Annotated in this window: 19 protein-coding genes; 14 read left to right on the top strand and 5 right to left on the bottom strand. The window is 60.0% G+C overall.

Annotation, left to right across the window (positions count from 1 at the left end):
• Positions 1-6: 6 nt before the first annotated feature.
• From KGB21_RS03435 to KGB21_RS03425, 3 genes are read left to right on the top strand one after another with little or no spacing between them, the layout of a single operon-like run.
• Positions 7-1,032: an ABC transporter substrate-binding protein gene (locus KGB21_RS03435; protein WP_034148387.1), complete on the top strand. Its 1,026-nt coding sequence runs from the start codon at positions 7-9 to the stop codon at positions 1,030-1,032.
• Positions 1,033-1,037: 5 nt separating this feature from the next.
• On the top strand, positions 1,038-1,898 hold the full coding sequence (locus KGB21_RS03430) for an ABC transporter ATP-binding protein (protein WP_034148388.1): 861 nt from the start codon (positions 1,038-1,040) through the stop codon (positions 1,896-1,898).
• A gap of 22 nt (positions 1,899-1,920) precedes the next feature.
• Complete coding sequence (locus tag KGB21_RS03425; RefSeq protein WP_223503546.1) at positions 1,921-2,787, top strand: ABC transporter permease; 867 nt, start codon at positions 1,921-1,923, stop codon at positions 2,785-2,787.
• A gap of 30 nt (positions 2,788-2,817) precedes the next feature.
• Here the strand turns inward: KGB21_RS03425 and KGB21_RS03420 are convergent, their stop codons facing one another.
• Positions 2,818-3,621 carry an RHS repeat-associated core domain-containing protein gene (locus KGB21_RS03420; RefSeq protein WP_080757958.1) on the bottom strand — a complete coding sequence of 268 codons (804 nt, stop codon included), beginning with the start codon at positions 3,619-3,621 and terminating at the stop codon, positions 2,818-2,820.
• 248 nt (positions 3,622-3,869) lie between these two features.
• On the opposite strand from KGB21_RS03420, the gene KGB21_RS03415 reads away from it, so the two are divergent.
• The 4 genes from KGB21_RS03415 (at position 3,870) to KGB21_RS03400 (ending at position 9,174) form a co-directional block, all read left to right on the top strand.
• A complete protein-coding gene (locus tag KGB21_RS03415) occupies positions 3,870-4,790 on the top strand; it encodes a LysR family transcriptional regulator (RefSeq protein WP_034148390.1) in 921 nt (306 codons plus the stop codon).
• Positions 4,791-4,979: 189 nt separating this feature from the next.
• Positions 4,980-6,515, top strand: coding sequence for an MFS transporter (locus KGB21_RS03410; protein ID WP_223503544.1), 1,536 nt, complete (start codon positions 4,980-4,982; stop codon positions 6,513-6,515).
• A gap of 26 nt (positions 6,516-6,541) precedes the next feature.
• Positions 6,542-7,609 carry an HlyD family secretion protein gene (locus KGB21_RS03405; protein ID WP_223503542.1) on the top strand — a complete coding sequence of 356 codons (1,068 nt, stop codon included), beginning with the start codon at positions 6,542-6,544 and terminating at the stop codon, positions 7,607-7,609.
• Positions 7,606-9,174 (top strand): efflux transporter outer membrane subunit, encoded by a 1,569-nt coding sequence (locus KGB21_RS03400; RefSeq protein WP_223503540.1) that lies wholly within the window; start codon positions 7,606-7,608, stop codon positions 9,172-9,174. The genes KGB21_RS03405 and KGB21_RS03400 overlap by 4 nt, the downstream gene beginning before the upstream one ends.
• 10 nt (positions 9,175-9,184) lie before the next feature.
• On the opposite strand, the gene KGB21_RS03395 is transcribed toward KGB21_RS03400, so the two are convergent.
• Together KGB21_RS03395 and KGB21_RS03390 are read right to left on the bottom strand one after the other, a co-directional pair.
• A complete protein-coding gene (locus KGB21_RS03395) occupies positions 9,185-9,943 on the bottom strand; it encodes a slipin family protein (protein WP_034148394.1) in 759 nt (252 codons plus the stop codon).
• A 2-nt stretch (positions 9,944-9,945) separates the two neighbouring features.
• A complete protein-coding gene (locus tag KGB21_RS03390) occupies positions 9,946-10,479 on the bottom strand; it encodes an NfeD family protein (protein ID WP_223503538.1) in 534 nt (177 codons plus the stop codon).
• 197 nt (positions 10,480-10,676) lie between these two features.
• Here KGB21_RS03390 and KGB21_RS03385 point away from each other — a divergent pair, with 197 nt between their 5' ends.
• A complete protein-coding gene (locus KGB21_RS03385; RefSeq protein WP_223503536.1) occupies positions 10,677-11,138 on the top strand; it encodes an aminoacyl-tRNA deacylase in 462 nt (153 codons plus the stop codon).
• Positions 11,139-11,295: 157 nt separating this feature from the next.
• Complete coding sequence (locus tag KGB21_RS03380) at positions 11,296-11,541, top strand: DUF2789 domain-containing protein (RefSeq protein ID WP_034148397.1); 246 nt, start codon at positions 11,296-11,298, stop codon at positions 11,539-11,541.
• 4 nt (positions 11,542-11,545) lie between these two features.
• Here the strand turns inward: KGB21_RS03380 and KGB21_RS03375 are convergent, their stop codons facing one another.
• Together KGB21_RS03375 and KGB21_RS03370 are read right to left on the bottom strand one after the other, a co-directional pair.
• Entirely contained in the window at positions 11,546-11,830 is a 285-nt protein-coding gene (locus tag KGB21_RS03375) for a type II toxin-antitoxin system RelE/ParE family toxin (protein WP_223503534.1), read from the bottom strand.
• The gene (locus KGB21_RS03370; RefSeq protein ID WP_034148399.1) at positions 11,827-12,105 is read right to left on the bottom strand and encodes a hypothetical protein; all 279 of its coding nucleotides are present in this window, start codon (positions 12,103-12,105) and stop codon (positions 11,827-11,829) included. The genes KGB21_RS03375 and KGB21_RS03370 overlap by 4 nt, the downstream gene beginning before the upstream one ends.
• A gap of 194 nt (positions 12,106-12,299) precedes the next feature.
• On the opposite strand from KGB21_RS03370, the gene KGB21_RS03365 reads away from it, so the two are divergent.
• Genes KGB21_RS03365 through KGB21_RS03345 form a run of 5 tightly spaced genes read left to right on the top strand, consistent with a single transcriptional unit; the run spans position 12,300 to position 17,332 of the window.
• The gene (locus KGB21_RS03365) at positions 12,300-12,728 is read left to right on the top strand and encodes a MarR family winged helix-turn-helix transcriptional regulator (RefSeq protein WP_034148400.1); all 429 of its coding nucleotides are present in this window, start codon (positions 12,300-12,302) and stop codon (positions 12,726-12,728) included.
• A complete protein-coding gene (locus tag KGB21_RS03360) occupies positions 12,725-14,797 on the top strand; it encodes an FUSC family protein (protein WP_223503532.1) in 2,073 nt (690 codons plus the stop codon). Before KGB21_RS03365 ends, KGB21_RS03360 begins: the two co-directional genes overlap by 4 nt.
• Positions 14,794-15,003, top strand: coding sequence for a DUF1656 domain-containing protein (locus KGB21_RS03355; RefSeq protein WP_034148402.1), 210 nt, complete (start codon positions 14,794-14,796; stop codon positions 15,001-15,003). Before KGB21_RS03360 ends, KGB21_RS03355 begins: the two co-directional genes overlap by 4 nt.
• Positions 15,000-15,887, top strand: a complete 888-nt coding sequence (locus tag KGB21_RS03350) for an HlyD family secretion protein (RefSeq protein WP_223503530.1) — start codon at positions 15,000-15,002, stop codon at positions 15,885-15,887. The genes KGB21_RS03355 and KGB21_RS03350 overlap by 4 nt, the downstream gene beginning before the upstream one ends.
• Positions 15,884-17,332 carry an efflux transporter outer membrane subunit gene (locus KGB21_RS03345; protein WP_223503529.1) on the top strand — a complete coding sequence of 483 codons (1,449 nt, stop codon included), beginning with the start codon at positions 15,884-15,886 and terminating at the stop codon, positions 17,330-17,332. Before KGB21_RS03350 ends, KGB21_RS03345 begins: the two co-directional genes overlap by 4 nt.
• Positions 17,333-17,383: the final 51 nt, after the last annotated feature.

Here is a 17,383-nt window from a genome sequence, read left to right as displayed (position 1 = left end):
TTGATCATGTCCAAACGTCTACCCTTTGCACCGCTGGCCGCGGCCATCGGCCTGGGTTTCAGCCTGATCGCCGGCAGCCTCGTGGCGCCGACTGCGGCCCATGCCGAAGGTGAAATCCGCATCGCCGAACAGTTCGGCATTGTGTACTTGCTGCTCAACGTGGTGCGCGATCAGAACCTGATCGAGAAGTACGGCAAGCAGGAAGGCATCGACATCAAGGTCGACTGGACCCAGCTGTCCGGTGGCGCCGCGGTCAACGATGCGTTGCTCTCCGGTTCCATCGACATTGCCGGTGCCGGCGTCGGCCCGCTGCTGACCATCTGGGACCGCACCCACGGCAAGCAAAACGTTAAAGCCGTGGCTTCGCTGGGCAACTTCCCGTACTACCTGGTGAGCAACAATCCGAAGGTCAAAACCATTGCTGACTTCACCGAGAAAGACCGCATCGCCGTGCCGGCGGTGGGTGTGTCGGTGCAGTCGCGTTTCCTGCAATACGCGGCCGCCAAGCAATGGGGTGACAAGGAATTCAATCGCCTCGACAAGTACACCATCGCCGTCCCGCACCCTGATGCCACGGCGGCGCTGATCGCTGGCGGTACCGAGTTGAGCGGGCACTTCTCCAACCCGCCGTTCCAGGATCAGGCGTTGGCCAATCCGAACGTGCACGTAGTGCTCAACACCTACGACCTGCTCGGCCCGAACTCACCGACGGTGCTGTTCGCTACCGAGAAATTCCGCAATGAAAACCCGAAAACCTACAAAGCCTTTGTCGACGCCTTGACCGAAGCCGCGCAATTCGCGCAGAACGATAAAGGCGCGGCGGCGGACACTTACATCCGCGTCACCAAGGCGAAAATCGACCGCGCCGAGTTGCTGAAAATCATCGACAACCCGCAGTTCGAATTCAGCGTCACGCCGAAAAATACCTACCCGCTGGCCGAGTTCCTCTACCGCGTGGGCGCGATCAAAAACAAACCGGATTCGTGGAAGGATTACTTCTTCCAGGACGCCAAGCCGCTGCAAGGGAGCTGATCGAAATGAATGCCCCTTTGCAAGGCCACACGGTCAGCAAACCGAACGCAAAAGCCCAGGCGCTGTTGTCGGTCGATAACGTCAGCCTCGAATACCGCACGCCACAACGTGTGGTTCGAGCGACCCACCAAGTCAGTTTCGAAATCGACCCGGCGGACCGCTTTGTCCTTCTCGGGCCATCCGGTTGCGGCAAGTCGACACTGCTCAAAGCGGCTGCCGGATTCATCCAGCCCGTCGAAGGCGAGATCCGTCTGCAAGGTCAGCGCGTCGATGCGCCGGGGCCGGACCGGATCGTCGTATTCCAGGAATTCGATCAACTGCCGCCGTGGAAAACCGTCAAACAGAACGTGATGTTTCCGCTGCTGGCGTCGAAAACCCTCAAGCGCAAAGAGGCAGAAGAACGAGCGCTGCACTACCTGGAGAAGGTCGGTCTGGCGGCGTTTGCCGATGCTTATCCGCATACCTTGTCGGGTGGCATGAAGGCGCGAGTCGCCATCGCCCGGGCGTTGGCCATGCAACCGAAAATCCTGTTGATGGACGAACCCTTTGCCGCACTCGATGCCCTGACCCGGCGCAAGATGCAGGAAGAATTGCTGCTGCTCTGGGAAGAGGTGCGCTTCACGCTGCTGTTTGTCACGCACTCCATCGAAGAGGCGTTGGTGGTGGGCAATCGCATCTTGCTGTTGTCGCCGCATCCGGGGCGGGTACGCGCGGAAGTCCACAGTCATCAATACGATTTGCATAGCCTCGGTGGCGTGGCATTCCAGGAGTCGGCGCGGCGCATCCATCGGTTGTTGTTCGATGAAGGCCAGTCGCCGGAAACCGAGCGTGAACTGGATTTCGCCGACATCCGCATCGCTTATTGAGCCAGTTTGAGAGGAGGGCCCGATGAGCCATTTATCATCCCCGCGTGAAGAATTCGAAACTGTTCTGCAACCGCTGACTAGCGTGCCGCTGGAACGCGAACTGCCACTGGGCCAGCGTTTGTGGCAACAGGGCTGGATTCGTAAAAGCCTGATCCTGATTTTGCTCGCCGTACTGTGGGAAGCCGCTTCGCGTTACACAAACAACGACCTGCTGCTGCCGAGCTTCATGCAAACCGCACATGCGCTGTACGACGGACTGCTCAGCGGCGAGTTGTTGGGCAAGGTGTGGATTTCCCTGGTGGTGCTGATCAAGGGTTACCTGATCGGCATCGTTCTGGCGTTTGGCTTGACGACGCTGGCAGTGTCGACGCAATTCGGCCGCGATTTGCTCAGTACGCTGACCTCAATGTTCAACCCGCTGCCGGCCATTGCACTGTTGCCGCTGGCGTTGCTGTGGTTTGGGTTGGGGCAGAACAGCTTGATTTTTGTGCTGGTGCATTCGGTGCTTTGGGCTTTGGCGTTGAACACCTATGCGGGGTTTCTTGGTGTTTCGGAAACACTGCGCATGGCTGGCCGAAATTACGGCCTTAAGGGCATGCGGTTTGTGCTGTTTATCCTGATCCCGGCGGCACTGCCGTCGATCCTCGCGGGGCTAAAAATCGGCTGGGCGTTTGCCTGGCGTACCTTGATCGCTGCTGAATTGGTGTTTGGTGCTACTAGCGGCAAGGGTGGATTGGGCTGGTACATCTTTCAGAATCGCAATGAGTTGTATACGGATAAGGTGTTTGCCGGGTTGGCGGTGGTGATTTTGATTGGGTTGCTGGTGGAGAATCTGGTGTTTGATTCGTTGGAGAGAGTGACGGTGAAGCGGTGGGGGATGGTGCGGTGAGCGTGGCTCACCGCGCTTATGGAGCAGTATTCAGTTTGCATCACGAATGCGCGTTACGGGGTTGCCCGTATTGCCTGTGTATTCTGAAACGCGCCTGTCGACTGTAATTCCGGAGGTACCGTTGCCTCGAGGTAGTGAAGTTGGCCGAGTAGCTCTTGATGTGGTTGGATGTCGAGATATATACCGACTTTCGTATCCATTAACGTATCGGTTTGGAGCGAACACCCGATCAGCCCGTTGTAATTGTGAAATCGTGGGTGGTGGGGGTCCAAGTTCTCGCATAACCTTCTGATCAAATAGAAAATTGTCAGTAAAAACCTTCTTCGCGCTCAGAACCGCGCTCCGAGTAGCTCCCAATACCTGCGAGACACCGCTGCCGACGGTGGTCGCAGTCTTACTGACCATCTGAATGGCTACGTTGCCCACTCTGCCCGTCATTGACTGCACGAAACGAGAAAGCGCCCATACCGATCGCCCCGTCGGATCCGAATTCATCACCGGCTCCCCTTCACAATACATATACGCATTCAATCCCCCCTCACCAAACGGACTCAAACTGTCCGGGCTATGAAAACGCATCAACCGTGGGTTGTAAGTTCGATAACCGTTGCCCAGCAAATACCATCCAGGTTTCGCCTCGCGCATTTCACCGTTGAACCCCAGCCGCGTCATGACCTCACGCTTTGAGGATTGCTGGCCGTAGGGCGAGTACGCAAGTTGGTTGGGGTTGCTCGCGTCGATTTCCGCGAGAACCGAGTTTTTGAGATCTACTGCGAGCAGCATCGTGCGTCGCTGGCTCTGGTTCTCTGGGTAAACGGTTTTGGCTTGAGTCATTTGAGAGTACTTCGAAAGAATAGGGCCGAGAGGTTATTGGCCTTTATTTCTACTCGCCTCACCCAAGATTGAGAACTATCAGAACTGATAGTGCTTTCGGCTGTAGGAGCAAGCTTGCTCGCGATAAACGATCACGCGGATTTCCTGAGGGACCGCGTTATGGCCATCGCGAGCAAGCTTGCTCCTACAGATGGGTTCGCTGTTAGGATTGCGTTTGAGTCAGTGACGAATAGATATGAGTGCTCGCTATGCAATTGCCTGACATGAATTTGTTAGTTGCCCTCGACGCCTTGCTCGACGAGGGCAGTGTGGTGGGTGCGGCGCGGCGGATGAACCTCAGCCCGGCGGCGATGAGCCGGACGTTGACGCGAATTCGCGAGGCCATCGGTGATCCGATTCTGGTGCGCGCCGGCCGAGGATTGGTGCCGACGCCCAAAGCACTTGAACTGCGCGAGCAGGTGAGGGAAGTGGTGGAGCAAGCCGCGCAGTTGTTCCACTCGGCCCGGGTGGTGGACCTGGGCAGTTTGCGGCGGCGTTTCAGCATTCGCGCCAACGATTTCTTCATCGGCATCTACGGCGGCAAGCTGTTCGACACCATGGAGCGCCAGGCGCCGCATTGTGAATTACGTTTCGTGCCGGAAGGCGATGGCGATGACGAAGCCTTGCGCGAGGGCCGCATCGATTTGAGCGTCAGCAACAATCGGCCGCTGATGCCGGAAGTGAAAGTGCAGAATCTGTTTTCTACCCAGTTTGTCGGCCTGGTGCGTGAGGATCATCCGTTGCTCGATGAAGAAATCACCGCCGAACGTTTTGCCGGGTTTTCCCATATCAGCATGTCTCGCCGCGGTATCGCCCGTGGGCCGATTGATACGGCGCTTAACGCCTTGGGACTGGAGCGGCGGGTGGCGGTGATTGCACCGAGTTTTCATGCAGCGATGTTTGCCTTGCCCGATTCCGACCTGATCCTGCCGGTGCCCAAGGAAACGCTGTTGAGCGTACGTCGTTTGGGTTTGAAGTTGCGTTCGTTCACCCTGCCGATTCCGTTGCCGACCATCATGCTGACCCAGGCCTGGCATCCGCGATTCGACAATGATCCTGCACACCGCTGGCTGCGCGAAACGCTGAAAACGTGCTGTGACGAGACTTGGATGGCGGCGCAACCTGTTTGAAAATCAAAAGATCGCAGCCTTCGGCAGCTCCTACAGGTACATGCGAACCCCTGTAGGAGCTGCCGAAGGCTGCGATCTTTTGATCTTAATGCTGCGTTTGGCGCACTTATAACCTGCCGATAAGTAAATTTTCGTAATGGCTCGCGCTCCATAGAATGCTCCGATGTTCAAATTCCGGAGCTTGCAGCAATGACTTCCCTCACGGTCACGGCACCTGTCGCTGCGGCCAGCCCTACGGCCGCCGCACCACCGGTCTTCGGCCCGCGGATCATCATTGGCCTGGTGGGCGTGTTGCTGGCGGTGCTGGTCTCGGGCCTGAACGAGATGGTGACCAAAGTCGCCCTGGCCGATATCCGCGGTGCGTTGGCCATCGGCTATGACGAAGGCACCTGGCTGGTTGCCAGTTACACCGCGACTTCGGTGGCGGCCATGGCCTTCGCGCCGTGGTGCGCGGTGACATTCTCGTTGCGGCGTTTCACTCTCTGCGCCATCAGCGCTTTCACGCTGTTGGGCGTGTTGTGCCCGCTGGCGCCGAACTACGAAAGCCTGTTGCTCCTGCGCACGTTGCAAGGGCTCGCCGGCGGCGCGCTGCCACCGATGCTGATGACCGTCGCCCTGCGTTTTTTGCCGGCCAACGTGAAGCTGTATGGCCTGGCCGGTTATGCCCTGACGGCCACGTTCGGCCCGGGGCTGGGCACGCCGCTGGCCGGGCTCTGGACCGAGTATGTCGGCTGGCAGTGGACCTTCTGGCAAGTCGTCGCGCCGTGCCTGATTGCCATGCTCGCTGTGGCTTATGGAATCCCCCAGGACCCACTACGGCTGGAGCGCTTCAAGCAATTCAACTGGCGCGGTTTGCTGCTGGGTTTTCCGGCGATTTGCATGCTGGTGGTCGGCATTCTGCAAGGCAATCGGCTGGACTGGTTCGAGTCGAGCCTGATCAGCTTTTTGTTGGTGGCCGGGTCGCTGTTGCTGGTGCTGTTTCTGATCAACGAATGGTCGCAGCCGATCCCGTTTTTCAAGATGCAGATGCTCGGCATCCGCAACCTTTCGTTCGCCCTGCTGACCCTGGCCGGGGTGCTGGTGGTGTTGCTGGCGGTGATCATTATTCCGTCCAGTTACCTGGCGCAGGTCCAGGGTTATCGCCCGGTGCAGACCGCGCCGATCACTCTGTTGGCAGCATTGCCGCAACTGATTGCGCTGCCGTTGGTGGCGGCGCTGTGCAACCTGCGCTGGTTCGATTGTCGCTGGGTGCTGGGGATCGGCCTGAGCATGTTGGTGCTGTCCTGCATCGGTGGATCGCAATTGACGTCGGCGTGGATTCGCGACGATTTCTACGTCCTGCAACTGCTGCAAATCTTCGGTCAACCCATGGCGGTGCTGCCGCTGTTGATGCTCTCCACCGGCAGCATCTCCCCGATGGACGGCCCGTTTGCGTCGTCCTGGTTCAACACCGTGAAAGGCCTGGCGTCGGTGATCGCCACCGGCGTGCTGGAGACCTTGACCACGGCGCGGTTGCACTTTCATTCAACGATGTTGGTGGACCGCCTCGGTAACTCACCCTTGGTCGATTCCGACAGTGCAGGCCTCGCCCACCGGCTGCATGCGCAGGCCGTGGTGCTGACTGCGTCGGATCTCTATTTGTGCATGGCTGGCGTCGCTATGGCGCTGATCCTGCTGATTTTCTGGATGCCGACGCGGATCTATCCGCCGCGCGCACCGACTTGAATGCTCCACTGAAACTGAAGGTTTTTATGACGACTCAATCAAAGCAAAAAGTGGCCGTGGGCGTTGCCGTCGTGATCGCGCTGGGCGTGTTTATTTACCTGCTGGCACCCGACCTGTTTGGTCAGCGCACGCAACAGAACACCAATGACGCCTATGTTTCGGCGGACTACACGCTGGTGGTGCCGCGCGTTGCCGGGTTCATCAAGGAAGTGCTGGTCGAAGACAACCAACAGGTCAAGGCCGGGCAGTTGCTGGCGCTGATCGATGACCGCGATCTGCGCGCTGCTGCCGAAGCGGCTTCCGCCGAAACGCTGGTGGCCCAGGCGCAACTGCAAAACGCTCGGGCAACCCTTGAGCGGCAGGCTTCGGTGATTGCTCAGGCGCAGGCAAGCGTGGTGTCGGCGAAGGCTGAAATGGCCTTCGCCGAACATGAACTGAACCGCTACAACCACCTTGCCGGGGTCGGCGCCGGTACCGTGCAGAACGCTCAGCAGGCGCGCACGCGCATCGATCAGGCGGGTGCTCGGCTGGCCAATGTCACGGCAGTGCTGGCGGCTGAACGCAAGCAAGTGGACATCCTCACGGCGCAACGTGACGGCGCCGAAGGTGGCCTGAAACGAGCGCAGGCGAAGCTGGAAATCGCCAGTTACGAGCTGTCCTACACCCGCATCGTCGCGCCGCAGGATGGCATGGTCGGCGAGCGTGCGGTGCGGGTCGGGGCTTACGTCACGCCGGGCAGTAAATTGCTCGCCGTGGTGCCGCTGGCGCAGGCCTACGTGGTGGCCAATTTCCAGGAAACCCAATTGACGAATGTGCAGCCGGGGCAGGACGTGACGGTGCGCGTCGATACCTTTGGCGGTGCCGAGCTGAACGGGCGGGTTGAGAGCATTGCACCGGCCACCGGGGTGACGTTTGCCTCGGTAAAACCGGATAACGCCACCGGTAATTTCACCAAAGTTGTGCAGCGGATTCCGGTGAAGATTGTGTTGGAACCGGGTCAGCCATTGGCTGCGCGGTTGCGGGTGGGGATGTCGGTGGAGGCGAGGATTGATACCGCAAGCGCTGGCACTGAGCATGAGGTTGCGCAGCGATGAGTTTTTTCGGCAAACACCAACCCCTGTGGCGAGGGAGCTTGCTCCCGCTCGAGTGCGCAGCGCTCGCAAATTTTGGGGCCGCTTCGCAGCCCAGCGGGAGCAAGCTCCCTCGCCACAAGGCCCGCGCCCGGTCAGCATTGGTCATGTTGAGTTTGGTTGCGCTGAGCGCCTGCACTGTCGGCCCGGATTTTCAGAAACCACAGGCAGAGCAAATCGCCGAATGGTCGAAACCATCCCAGGCTGCCGCCAGCCAAGCCACCGACGAAACAATGAACGAGCGCTGGTGGGAGGTTTTCAACGATCCGAAACTCTCGGCCCTCACTCAGCGCGCCCTGACCGATAACCTCGACCTGAAGCTCGCCAGCAGCCGCTTGCAGCAAAGTCGCGCCGTACGCCAGGTGATCACCGCCGACCGCTATCCGAATACCGCTGCCACGGGGAGTTACGCCCGTAAACGCAACAGCGGCGAAGGCTTGATGGACCCGTCGGGGAATAATGGCAACTCCGCGTTCAACCTTTGGGATGCCGGTTTCTCCGCGTCGTGGGAGCTGGATTTCTGGGGCCGCGTACGGCGCGAAACCGAAGCCGCTGATGCCACGCTGGAAGTCGCGGAAAACGACCGTCGCGGCGTGCTGTTGTCGGTGCTCGCTGAAACCGCCCAGGACTACATTCAACTGCGCGGTGTGCAAAACACCCGCGCCGTCACCGAGCAGAACCTCGACGTCGCCCGCCACAGTCTGAAGCTTTCGCAGTTGCGCCTGGCCGACGGTGTCGCGACGGATCTGGATGTCGCCGAAGCCGCCGCGCAAGTCGCGGCCATCGAATCGCGCCTGCCAGCGCTGGAGCAGCGTCAGTCTCAACTGATCAACGCCTTGAGCCTGTTGATGGGCGAACCGCCTCAAGCGCTGGCGACCGAGTTATCCACCGACGCGCCGGTGCCGCAAACCCCGCGTCAGGTTGCCATTGGCTTGCCGTCGCAACTGGCCGAGCGTCGCCCGGACATCCGCGAAGCCGAAGCGCGCCTGCATGCCGCGACCGCGAGTATTGGCGTGGCCAAGGGCGATTTCTATCCGCGGATTACGCTGTCGGGCAACGTCGGTTCGCAAGCCATGCAGTTGAGCGATTTCGGCTCATGGGGCTCGCGTGCGTTCGGCATCGGCCCGCAATTCAGCCTGCCATTGTTCGACGGCGGTCGTTTGCGCGGCGTGCTGAATTTGCGTGAAGCCCAGCAACAGGAAGCGGCCATCGCCTACCAGCAAACCGTGCTGGGTGCATGGCATGAAATCGACGATCAACTGAGCGCCTACAACGCTAGCCAACTACGCCGCGACAGCCTCGCCGAAGCCGTGCGGCAGAACCAGATCGCCTTGCAAACAGCACAGCAGCAATACGTTGAGGGCGTGGTGGATTTCGTCAACGTGCTCACCGTGCAAGGCGCGTTACTGGCGACTCAGGAGCAATGGGTCGAAAGTTCGACCGGCGTATCGCTGGCGATGGTCGGCTTGTACAAGGCACTCGGCGGCGGATGGCAGTCGGTGTATCCATTAGCCGCGCAGACCGAGTAACCGTCCGCGTTCAAGGTTTTGACGACAGATCCGCCATGCCCTTGAGCAACTCGATCGGCAGCGGGAAGACAATGGTCGAGCTCTTGTCGCCGGCAATCGAGCTGAGCGTCTGCATGTAGCGCAACTGCATGGCGCCTGGTTGGCGGCCGAGCATTTCGGCGGCCTGCATGAGTTTTTCCGAGGCCTGCAATTCGCCTTCGGCGTGGATCACTTTGGCCCGGCGTTCGCGCTCCGCTTCGGCCTGTTTGGCGATGGCGCGGATCATCGATTCATTGAGGTCGACGTGCTTGATTTCGACGTTGGCCACCTTGATGCCCCAGGCGTCGGTCTGGGCGTCGAGCACTTGCTGGATGTCGATGTTCAGCCGTTCGCGTTCGGCCAGCAATTCATCGAGTTCGTGCTTGCCCAGCACCGCGCGCAAGGTGGTTTGCGCCAGTTGGCTGGTGGCCATGAGGAAGTCTTCGACCTGGATGATCGCCTTCTGCGGGTCGAGGACGCGGAAGTACAGCACGGCATTGACCTTGACCGAAACGTTGTCGCGGGTGATCACGTCCTGGGGCGGAACATCGAGGACCACGGTGCGCAAGTCGACACGGACCATTTGCTGCACCACCGGAATCAACAGAATCAGACCGGGGCCTTTAACCTGCCAGAAGCGCCCGAGCTGGAACACCACCCCGCGCTCGTACTCACGCAGAATGCGGAACGTCGCTCCCGCCAACGCGATCAGCAGTAGCAGCAGCGCGACAAAACCCAGTTGCAAGCCCATGTTCATTCTCCAACCGGAACCGCGTCAGTCGCGGCGACTTCCAGCATCAAGCCCTTGCGTGCCACTACCCGGACGCGCTGACCGATCTGCAGGGGTTTGGCACTCGACACTTGCCAGCGTTCGCCCTGCAAATGCACCCAGCCGTGACAGGCATCGCCGATCTGCAATGACAACACAGGGGTCACACTGCCGAGCAATCCGGCATCGCCGCTGACCGTGTGGCGCGGTCGGGTTTTCAGGGCGCGGATCAGCAGGAAAATCAGCAGCAGCGCACTGATCAGGCCCAGGCCGATCATCAGCGGAACGGGCATTTCGGCATTGGTCAGGATTACGGCGCCAATCACGAACATCACGATCCCACCCAAGCCGACGACGCCGTAATTGGGCAGGGCGGCTTCGGCGATCAGGAATGCGATGCCGAAGGTGATCAGCCATATGCCGATCGGGTCGGGCGTCGGCAGTCCAGCGGTGTCGGCGGCGAAGGCGGATCCGCTCAACGCCAGCAGCAACGCAATGGCACAACAGCGAGTGTTCACGTGACCCTCCGGGAGAGTCGCTGGGTGGTTCTGTATACAGTCTAGTTGAGTGGCGGGTTGTATGAATTTTGCTCAGTTGTCGACGTGTCCGATGGGCGGATTTCCCGCCGGATTGCCCCGGCGGGCCTAGACTTTCAGTACGTGAAAAAGCGTCAACCATTGTCCGCCAGAGGTTGTTGCGGACACCGAGGTGCATCATGCGTATGGCAAGAACCGTGCAAAGAAGCCTGGACCGGGCTCAATGCGAATATGACATCGTCACCCACCCACATTCGGCCAGCAGCCTCGAAACGGCGCGGGTCGCGGGCATTCCTGCCGAACGGATGGCCAAATCGGTAATCCTCGACGACCACCATGGTCATTACCTGATGGCCGTGCTGCCTGCCAGCCGTCATCTGGACCTGAGCAAAGTGCGCACCAGCGGCGAATGGCAAGTTTCCCGGGAAAGCCACTTACCGCACCTGTTTGATGATTGCGAACGCGGCGCCGTGCCTGCCCTGGGTGAGGCCTATGGGCTCGACGTGGTCATCGACCCGCTGCTGACCCGGCAGAAAGACATCTACCTGGAAGCCGGCAATCACATCAACCTGGTGCACATGAACATGCCGGAATTTCTGAAAATGGTGCCGCATGCGCAGGTGCGGGAGTTGAGTTATTAGGTTTTGCGGTTCAGTGACATCGCCATCGCGGGCAAGCCCGCTACCTCAGGTTTTGTGGTGTATTTGCAGTTTTTGGCAACACACAAATCACTGTGGGAGCGGGCTTGCCCGCGATTGACCGCGAGCCGGTCGCCCATCCATTCCAAAGGAGTCAGACATGGAAAACCCAACCCACAGCCTCCCCTCCCTGTTCAAACAACTCGGCCTGCCCGACGACGCCGAGAACATCGATAAATTCATCGCCACCCACTCGCCGCTCAAACCGGAACTGCATCTGGCGGATGCGTTCTTCTGGAGCCCGAGCCAGGCCGATCTGCTGCGCACTGAAATTCTGGATGATGCCGATTGGGCAGAGGTGGTGGATCAGTTGGATGTGATGTTGAGGAAGGGGCGGGGGGTTTAGAAAATCAACTCTTCTCAGGCGGCCACTGTCGAGAGGTATGAACAACGGCCAGTATCCATAGTGAATCCGCCCACCTCTCATAAACAATGCGGTAGCTCTGGTGTGGGATCAGTTCGCGAGTGCCTGCGATGATTCCGGCAGGACCACTTTCCGGGTCGTTGGCAAGCCGGGATATCGCATCGCTGAAACGGCTGTCCATTTCGATGGCTGCTTTTGGATTGACGGCATGCAAATAATCCCAAATGTCTGCACGATCCTGTGCTGCTTCTTTCGTCCAGGTTATTTTCATTCTTGTAGGGTCGCCCGCCTGCGCCTGGCGGCGAATTCTGCTTCAACTTCATCGCTCGTCAGACCATCGCCGGTGTGCATCGAAGCGCGAGCGATGTCCACTTTGCGTTGCAGGAACGCATCGTACTCGCGGGACTCTCGTTGCGTTTGAACAAACTGGCGCATCATTTCCCGAACGATTTGCGAGGCAGGGCGATGAGCAGCTTCTGCCTCTGCCATGAACTGTTCGCGCAATTCAGACTCAAGTTTCATCGTAAAAACGGCTTGTTTTGACATGCCCTGCCTTCCCGGGGTTTGTGTAGAAAAAGTATATACGTTTTCAGTACTTCGCTGGCCCTTGGGGAAGTTGATACGGATTGACGGTCGATTTGTTTCAAAACTTGACGAAAAATCCCTCCCAATGCCATATTGATAGTTAGCAAACTAACAGTGTGTTTCCCCTCGTGCCGAATAATCTCGACGCTCTCCAGATGAACATCAGCAGCTCCATGGTGGTCGCCGCTCGGCATTGGCGGAAGATCTGCCAGACCACGCTGGTCAACTATGGAATTTCCGAAGCCTGTGCCGTCCCATTGTTGATGATCGGGCGTCTGGGCGAGGGTGTGCGGCAGGTGACGGTGGCGCAGGCGGCGGGGATGGAGAGCCCGTCCCTTGTGCGTTTGCTCGATCAGTTGTGCCATTCCGGGTATGTCTGCCGCACCGAAGACACCCAGGACCGCCGCGCCAAATGCCTGAGTCTGACCGACGCCGGTCGAACCCTGGTGCAAGCTGTCGAAGTCGAATTGGTGCGCTTGCGCAATGAAGTGCTCGAAGGCATCGACCAGCGTGATCTGGAAGCCACGCTGCGCGTATTGAAAGCCTTCGAATCGGCCAGCCATTTGCCGGTGATCAATCCTTGAACGGTTTTTTTTCCGGCATGCCCCCGGCACGGGACTGGTTCTACGGTGTGCGTACGTTCGCAGCCTCGATGATCGCGTTGTACATCGCCTTGCTCATGCAAATGCCGCGTCCATATTGGGCGATGGCCACGGTGTATATCGTCTCCAGCCCATTTGTCGGTCCTACCAGTTCCAAGGCGTTATACCGCGCAATCGGTACCTTTCTCGGGGCCGCCGCTGCGGTGATGTTCGTGCCGATGTTTGTGCAGAGTCCCTACATGCTGGTGTTGGTCATTGCGCTGTGGACCGGCACGTTGCTGTTCCTTTCCCTGCATCTGCGCACGGCCAACAACTATGCGTTGATGCTCGCCGGTTACACCTTGCCGCTGATTGCCCTGCCGGTAGTGGATAATCCGTTGGCGGTGTGGGACGTGGCCGAGGCACGCACTGAAGAAATCTTCCTCGGCATTGCTGTTGCGGCGGTCGTCGGCGCGATGTTCTGGCCCCGGCGGCTGGCGCCGGTGTTCAACGATTCGGTGAGCAAATGGTTTGCCGATGCCTCGACCTACAGCCTGCGCTTCCTCAGCCGCAACGTGCAGCCGGAAGAAGTCAGCGGGTTGCGCATGGCGATGGTGGCGAACTTCAACACCCTGGAACTGATGATCGGCCAGTTGCCCCATGAAGGCGCGCGACCACAAACGGTGCGCAACACCAAGATGCTGCGCGGGCGGATGATCCACCTGTTGACCGTGATCGATGCCCTCGACGACGCGCTCTACGCCCTTGAGCGGCGCACGCCAGAGCTTGTGGACAAGTTCGCACCGCTGCTCAGTGCCGCCAGCGAATGGCTTGAGCATGAAGACGCCGACATTGACCGCTGGCAGGCGCTGAAAGATCAAATCGAAGCCCTGCAACCCAGTGCCCAGGCGCTGGAGGATCGCAAGCAATTGCTGTTTTCCAATGCCCTCTATCGCCTCGGGGAATGGATCGACTTGTGGCAGGACTGTCGCAGTCTGCAAGTCGCCATCCAGTGCGAAAGCCAGGACACCTGGCGCGCGGTGTATCGGCATTGGCGCCTGGGTCGGCTGTCGCCGTTTCTGGATCGCGGCTTGATGCTCTATTCGGCAGCGTCCACTGTCACCGCCATCATTGTCGCTTCGGTGCTGTGGATTTTGCTCGGCTGGACCGACGGTGGCGCTGCGGTGATTCTGGCGGCGGTGGCATGCAGTTTCTTCGCCTCGATGGACGACCCGGCGCCGCAGATCTACCGGTTCTTTTTCTGGACGGCGATGTCGGTGTTGTTCGCCAGCCTTTATCTGTTTCTGGTGCTGCCCAACCTGCATGATTTCCCGATGCTGGTGCTGGCGTTCGCTGTGCCGTTCATCTGCATCGGCACTTTGACGGTCAAGCCGCAGTTCTATCTGGGGATGCTCCTGATCCTGGTTAACACGTCGTCCTTCATCAGTATCCAGGGCGCCTACGACGCGGATTTCCTCAGCTTTGCCAACTCCAACCTGGCCGGCCCCGTCGGCTTGCTGTTTGCGTTTGTCTGGACCCTGATCGCCCGGCCATTCGGTGCCGAACTCGCGGCCAAGCGCCTGACCCGTTTCAGCTGGCGCGACATCGTCAGTCTCACCGAACCGGCGACCTTGGCCGACCACCGGCACCTAGGCGTGCAGATGCTCGACCGGCTGATGCAGCATTTGCCGCGCTTGGCCATGACCGGCCAGGACACCGGCATCGCCTTGCGGGAGGTTCGGGTGGCGCTGAATCTGCTGGACCTGCTCGCCTATGCGCCGCGTATCCACGGAGAGCCGAACGCACTGTTGCGCCAAGTAGTGGCCGAGGTCGGCGAATACTTCAAAACGTGCCTCAAGGCCGGCGAACGACTGCCGGCACCGAGCGCATTGCTGATGACTCTCGACCGCACGCGCCGTGCCTTGAGTGGCGCGGGCGACGACGAAACCCGCCTGCATTTGCTGCATGCGCTGAGCGGCTTGCGCCTGGCCCTGTTGCCCGGCGTCGAATTTGTTGGTTCCGCCGAGCTCGAAGAACCGCTTCCCCATGGCATCGATGGAGCGCCTTTATGATCGGTGATCTGGATATCAGCGGGGTGTTCCTGCCCACGCTGCTGGTGCTGATGGGCATTACGTACCTGTTGTTCCTGTTGGTGCACGGGGTGCTGACGCGCCTGCACTTTTACCGTCTGGTCTGGCACCGGGCATTGTTTAACGTGGCTCTCTACGCCTTGCTGCTTGGCGCCGTGGACTCACTCAGTCGATACCTGATGACATGAAAAAACCGTTTTTAACCCTCGGTCGTGTGGTCCTGACCCTGTTGATCGTGACCTTTGCGGTCGTCGTGGTCTGGCGCATGGTGCTGTATTACATGTTCGCACCCTGGACCCGCGACGGGCACATTCGTGCCGACATCGTGCAAATCGCGCCGGACGTGTCCGGGCTGATCCAGCAAGTTGAAGTGCGGGACAACCAGTTGGTGACGCGCGGCCAAGTGCTGTTCAGCATCGACCAGGACCGTTTCAAACTGGCCTTGCGCCAGGCGAAAGCAGCGGTCGCCGACCGCGAAGAAACCCTCGCCCAGGCCCAGCGCGAAGCCAAACGCAACAAGGGCCTCGGCAATCTGGTGCCGGGCGAACAACTGGAAGAAAGTCAGTCCAAGGTCGCTCGCGCCCAGGTTGCATTGATGGAAGCGCAAGTGGCGCTGGACAGTGCTCAGCTCAACCTCGACCGTTCGGTAATTCGCAGCCCGGTGGACGGCTACGTCAACGACCGCGCACCGCGAGCCAAGGAATTCGTCAGTGCCGGCCGGCCAGTGTTGTCCGTCGTCGACAGCAACTCCTTTCACATCGACGGCTACTTCGAAGAAACCAAACTGGACGGCATTCATGTCGGCCAGAGCGTCGACATCCGCGTAGTCGGCGACCGTGCGCGTTTGCGCGGCCACGTGGAAAGCATCGTCGCCGGTATCGAAGACCGCGACCGCACCAGCGGCAGCAACCTGTTGCCCAACGTCAACCCGGCGTTCAGTTGGGTGCGGCTGGCGCAGCGGATTCCGGTGCGGATCGCTTTTGATGACGTGCCGGCGGATTTCCGCATGATCGCCGGGCGTACGGCCACGGTATCGATCATCGACGATCAGCAGCGGGAGCCGGCGCAATGAGCAAAGCCTCAGGTTTAGCCGTCGCCGGATTAGGCCTGTTGCTGTCGGCGTGTCAGGTGGTAGGGCCGGATTATCACTTGCCGGACGAGGCGGCCATCCATCGGGCAGACTTGCAAGGCGAGTTGGCGGTAGACGGCAAACCGGTGGTTTCGGGGCCGGTGCCTGCCGATTGGTGGCGTCTGTATCAAGACCCGCGACTCGACCAATTGGTCCAGCAAGCCATGGCGTCCAACACCGATTTGCGCGTGGCAGCGGCCAGTCTGCTGCGGGCGCGTGCGCAAGTTGACGAGGCCGAGGCGGCGGGCGGCTGGAGCGGCGGCGTGAAGATGGGCGCCCAGCGTTTGCAGGAATCCGGCGAAGCGTTCCTGCAGCCGGAAAAAGTGCCGGTGGCTAACATCGGTGATATCGGCATTTCCGCGTCGTACCAGTTCGACCTGTTCGGCACGCTGCAGCGTGGCATCGAAGCGGCCAAGGCCAATGCCGATGCGACCCAGGCCGCCGCCGATACCGCCCGCATCACCTTGGTGGCGGATGTGGTTCGGGCTTACACCCAAGTGTGCGCGGCCAACGAAGAACGGGAAATCGCCCAGCATTCCCTCGACCTGCAAGAACAGAGCACGACACTGATCCAGCGTTTGCGCGACGCCGGACGTGGCGACGAAACCCAGGTCACCCGCTCGCAAACCCAATTCAAATCCCTGCGCGCCGACATGCCGCGCTATGAAGCGGCGCGTCAGGCTGGATTGTTCCGCTTGTCGATGCTGCTGGCCAAACCGCTGGATCAATTGCCGCCCGGCACCGCGACGTGCGCCGAGTTGCCGAAAATCGCGCAATTGGTGCCGGTTGGCGATGGTGCCGCGTTACTCAAGCGACGTCCCGACGTGCGGCAAGCCGAGCGTCGATTGGCCGCCGCGACCGCCGGCATCGGCGTTGCCACGGGCGAGCTGTACCCGAACATCAGCATCGGCGCGACCATCGGCACCGTCGGTATCCTGGATAATCTCGGCGAACCGTCGACCAATCGCTGGGGGTTTGGGCCATCGCTGAGCTGGACCGTGCCGTCCAACGGCACCCGCGCACGCATCCGCGAAGCTGAAGCCACGACCCAAGGCGTGTTGGCGCATTTCGACGGCGTTGTGCTCAACGCCATTCGCGAAACCCAGACCAGCCTGGCTCAGTACTCGGCACTGCTACAACGCCGTGACGCTCTGGCGGATGCCGAGCAGTCGGCGAAACTGGCGGCGGACCAGACTCACCGATTCTTCCAGGCCGGTCGCGCGTCGTTCCTGGCGGACCTGCAAGCGACTCGCACCTACACCGACGTCACGGCGCAACTGGCCAGCGCGAACACGCAAGTTGCCATGGGCCAGATCAATTTGTTCCTCGCGTTGGGCGGTGGCTGGGAAAGCGGACGAACGCAAGCATCGAACTCCGGCAAACCCTGAGGCCGTTGCTATGCTTTGAAGTGTTGCAGGGGCGTTCGCGAAAAGTGCCCT

The sequence above is a fragment of the Pseudomonas sp. GL-RE-29 genome, assembly GCF_019947275.1.
In the GTDB taxonomy this organism is placed as follows: Bacteria; Pseudomonadota; Gammaproteobacteria; order Pseudomonadales; family Pseudomonadaceae; genus Aquipseudomonas; species Aquipseudomonas fluorescens_A.
This window is presented reverse-complemented; position numbering and strand designations above follow the sequence as displayed.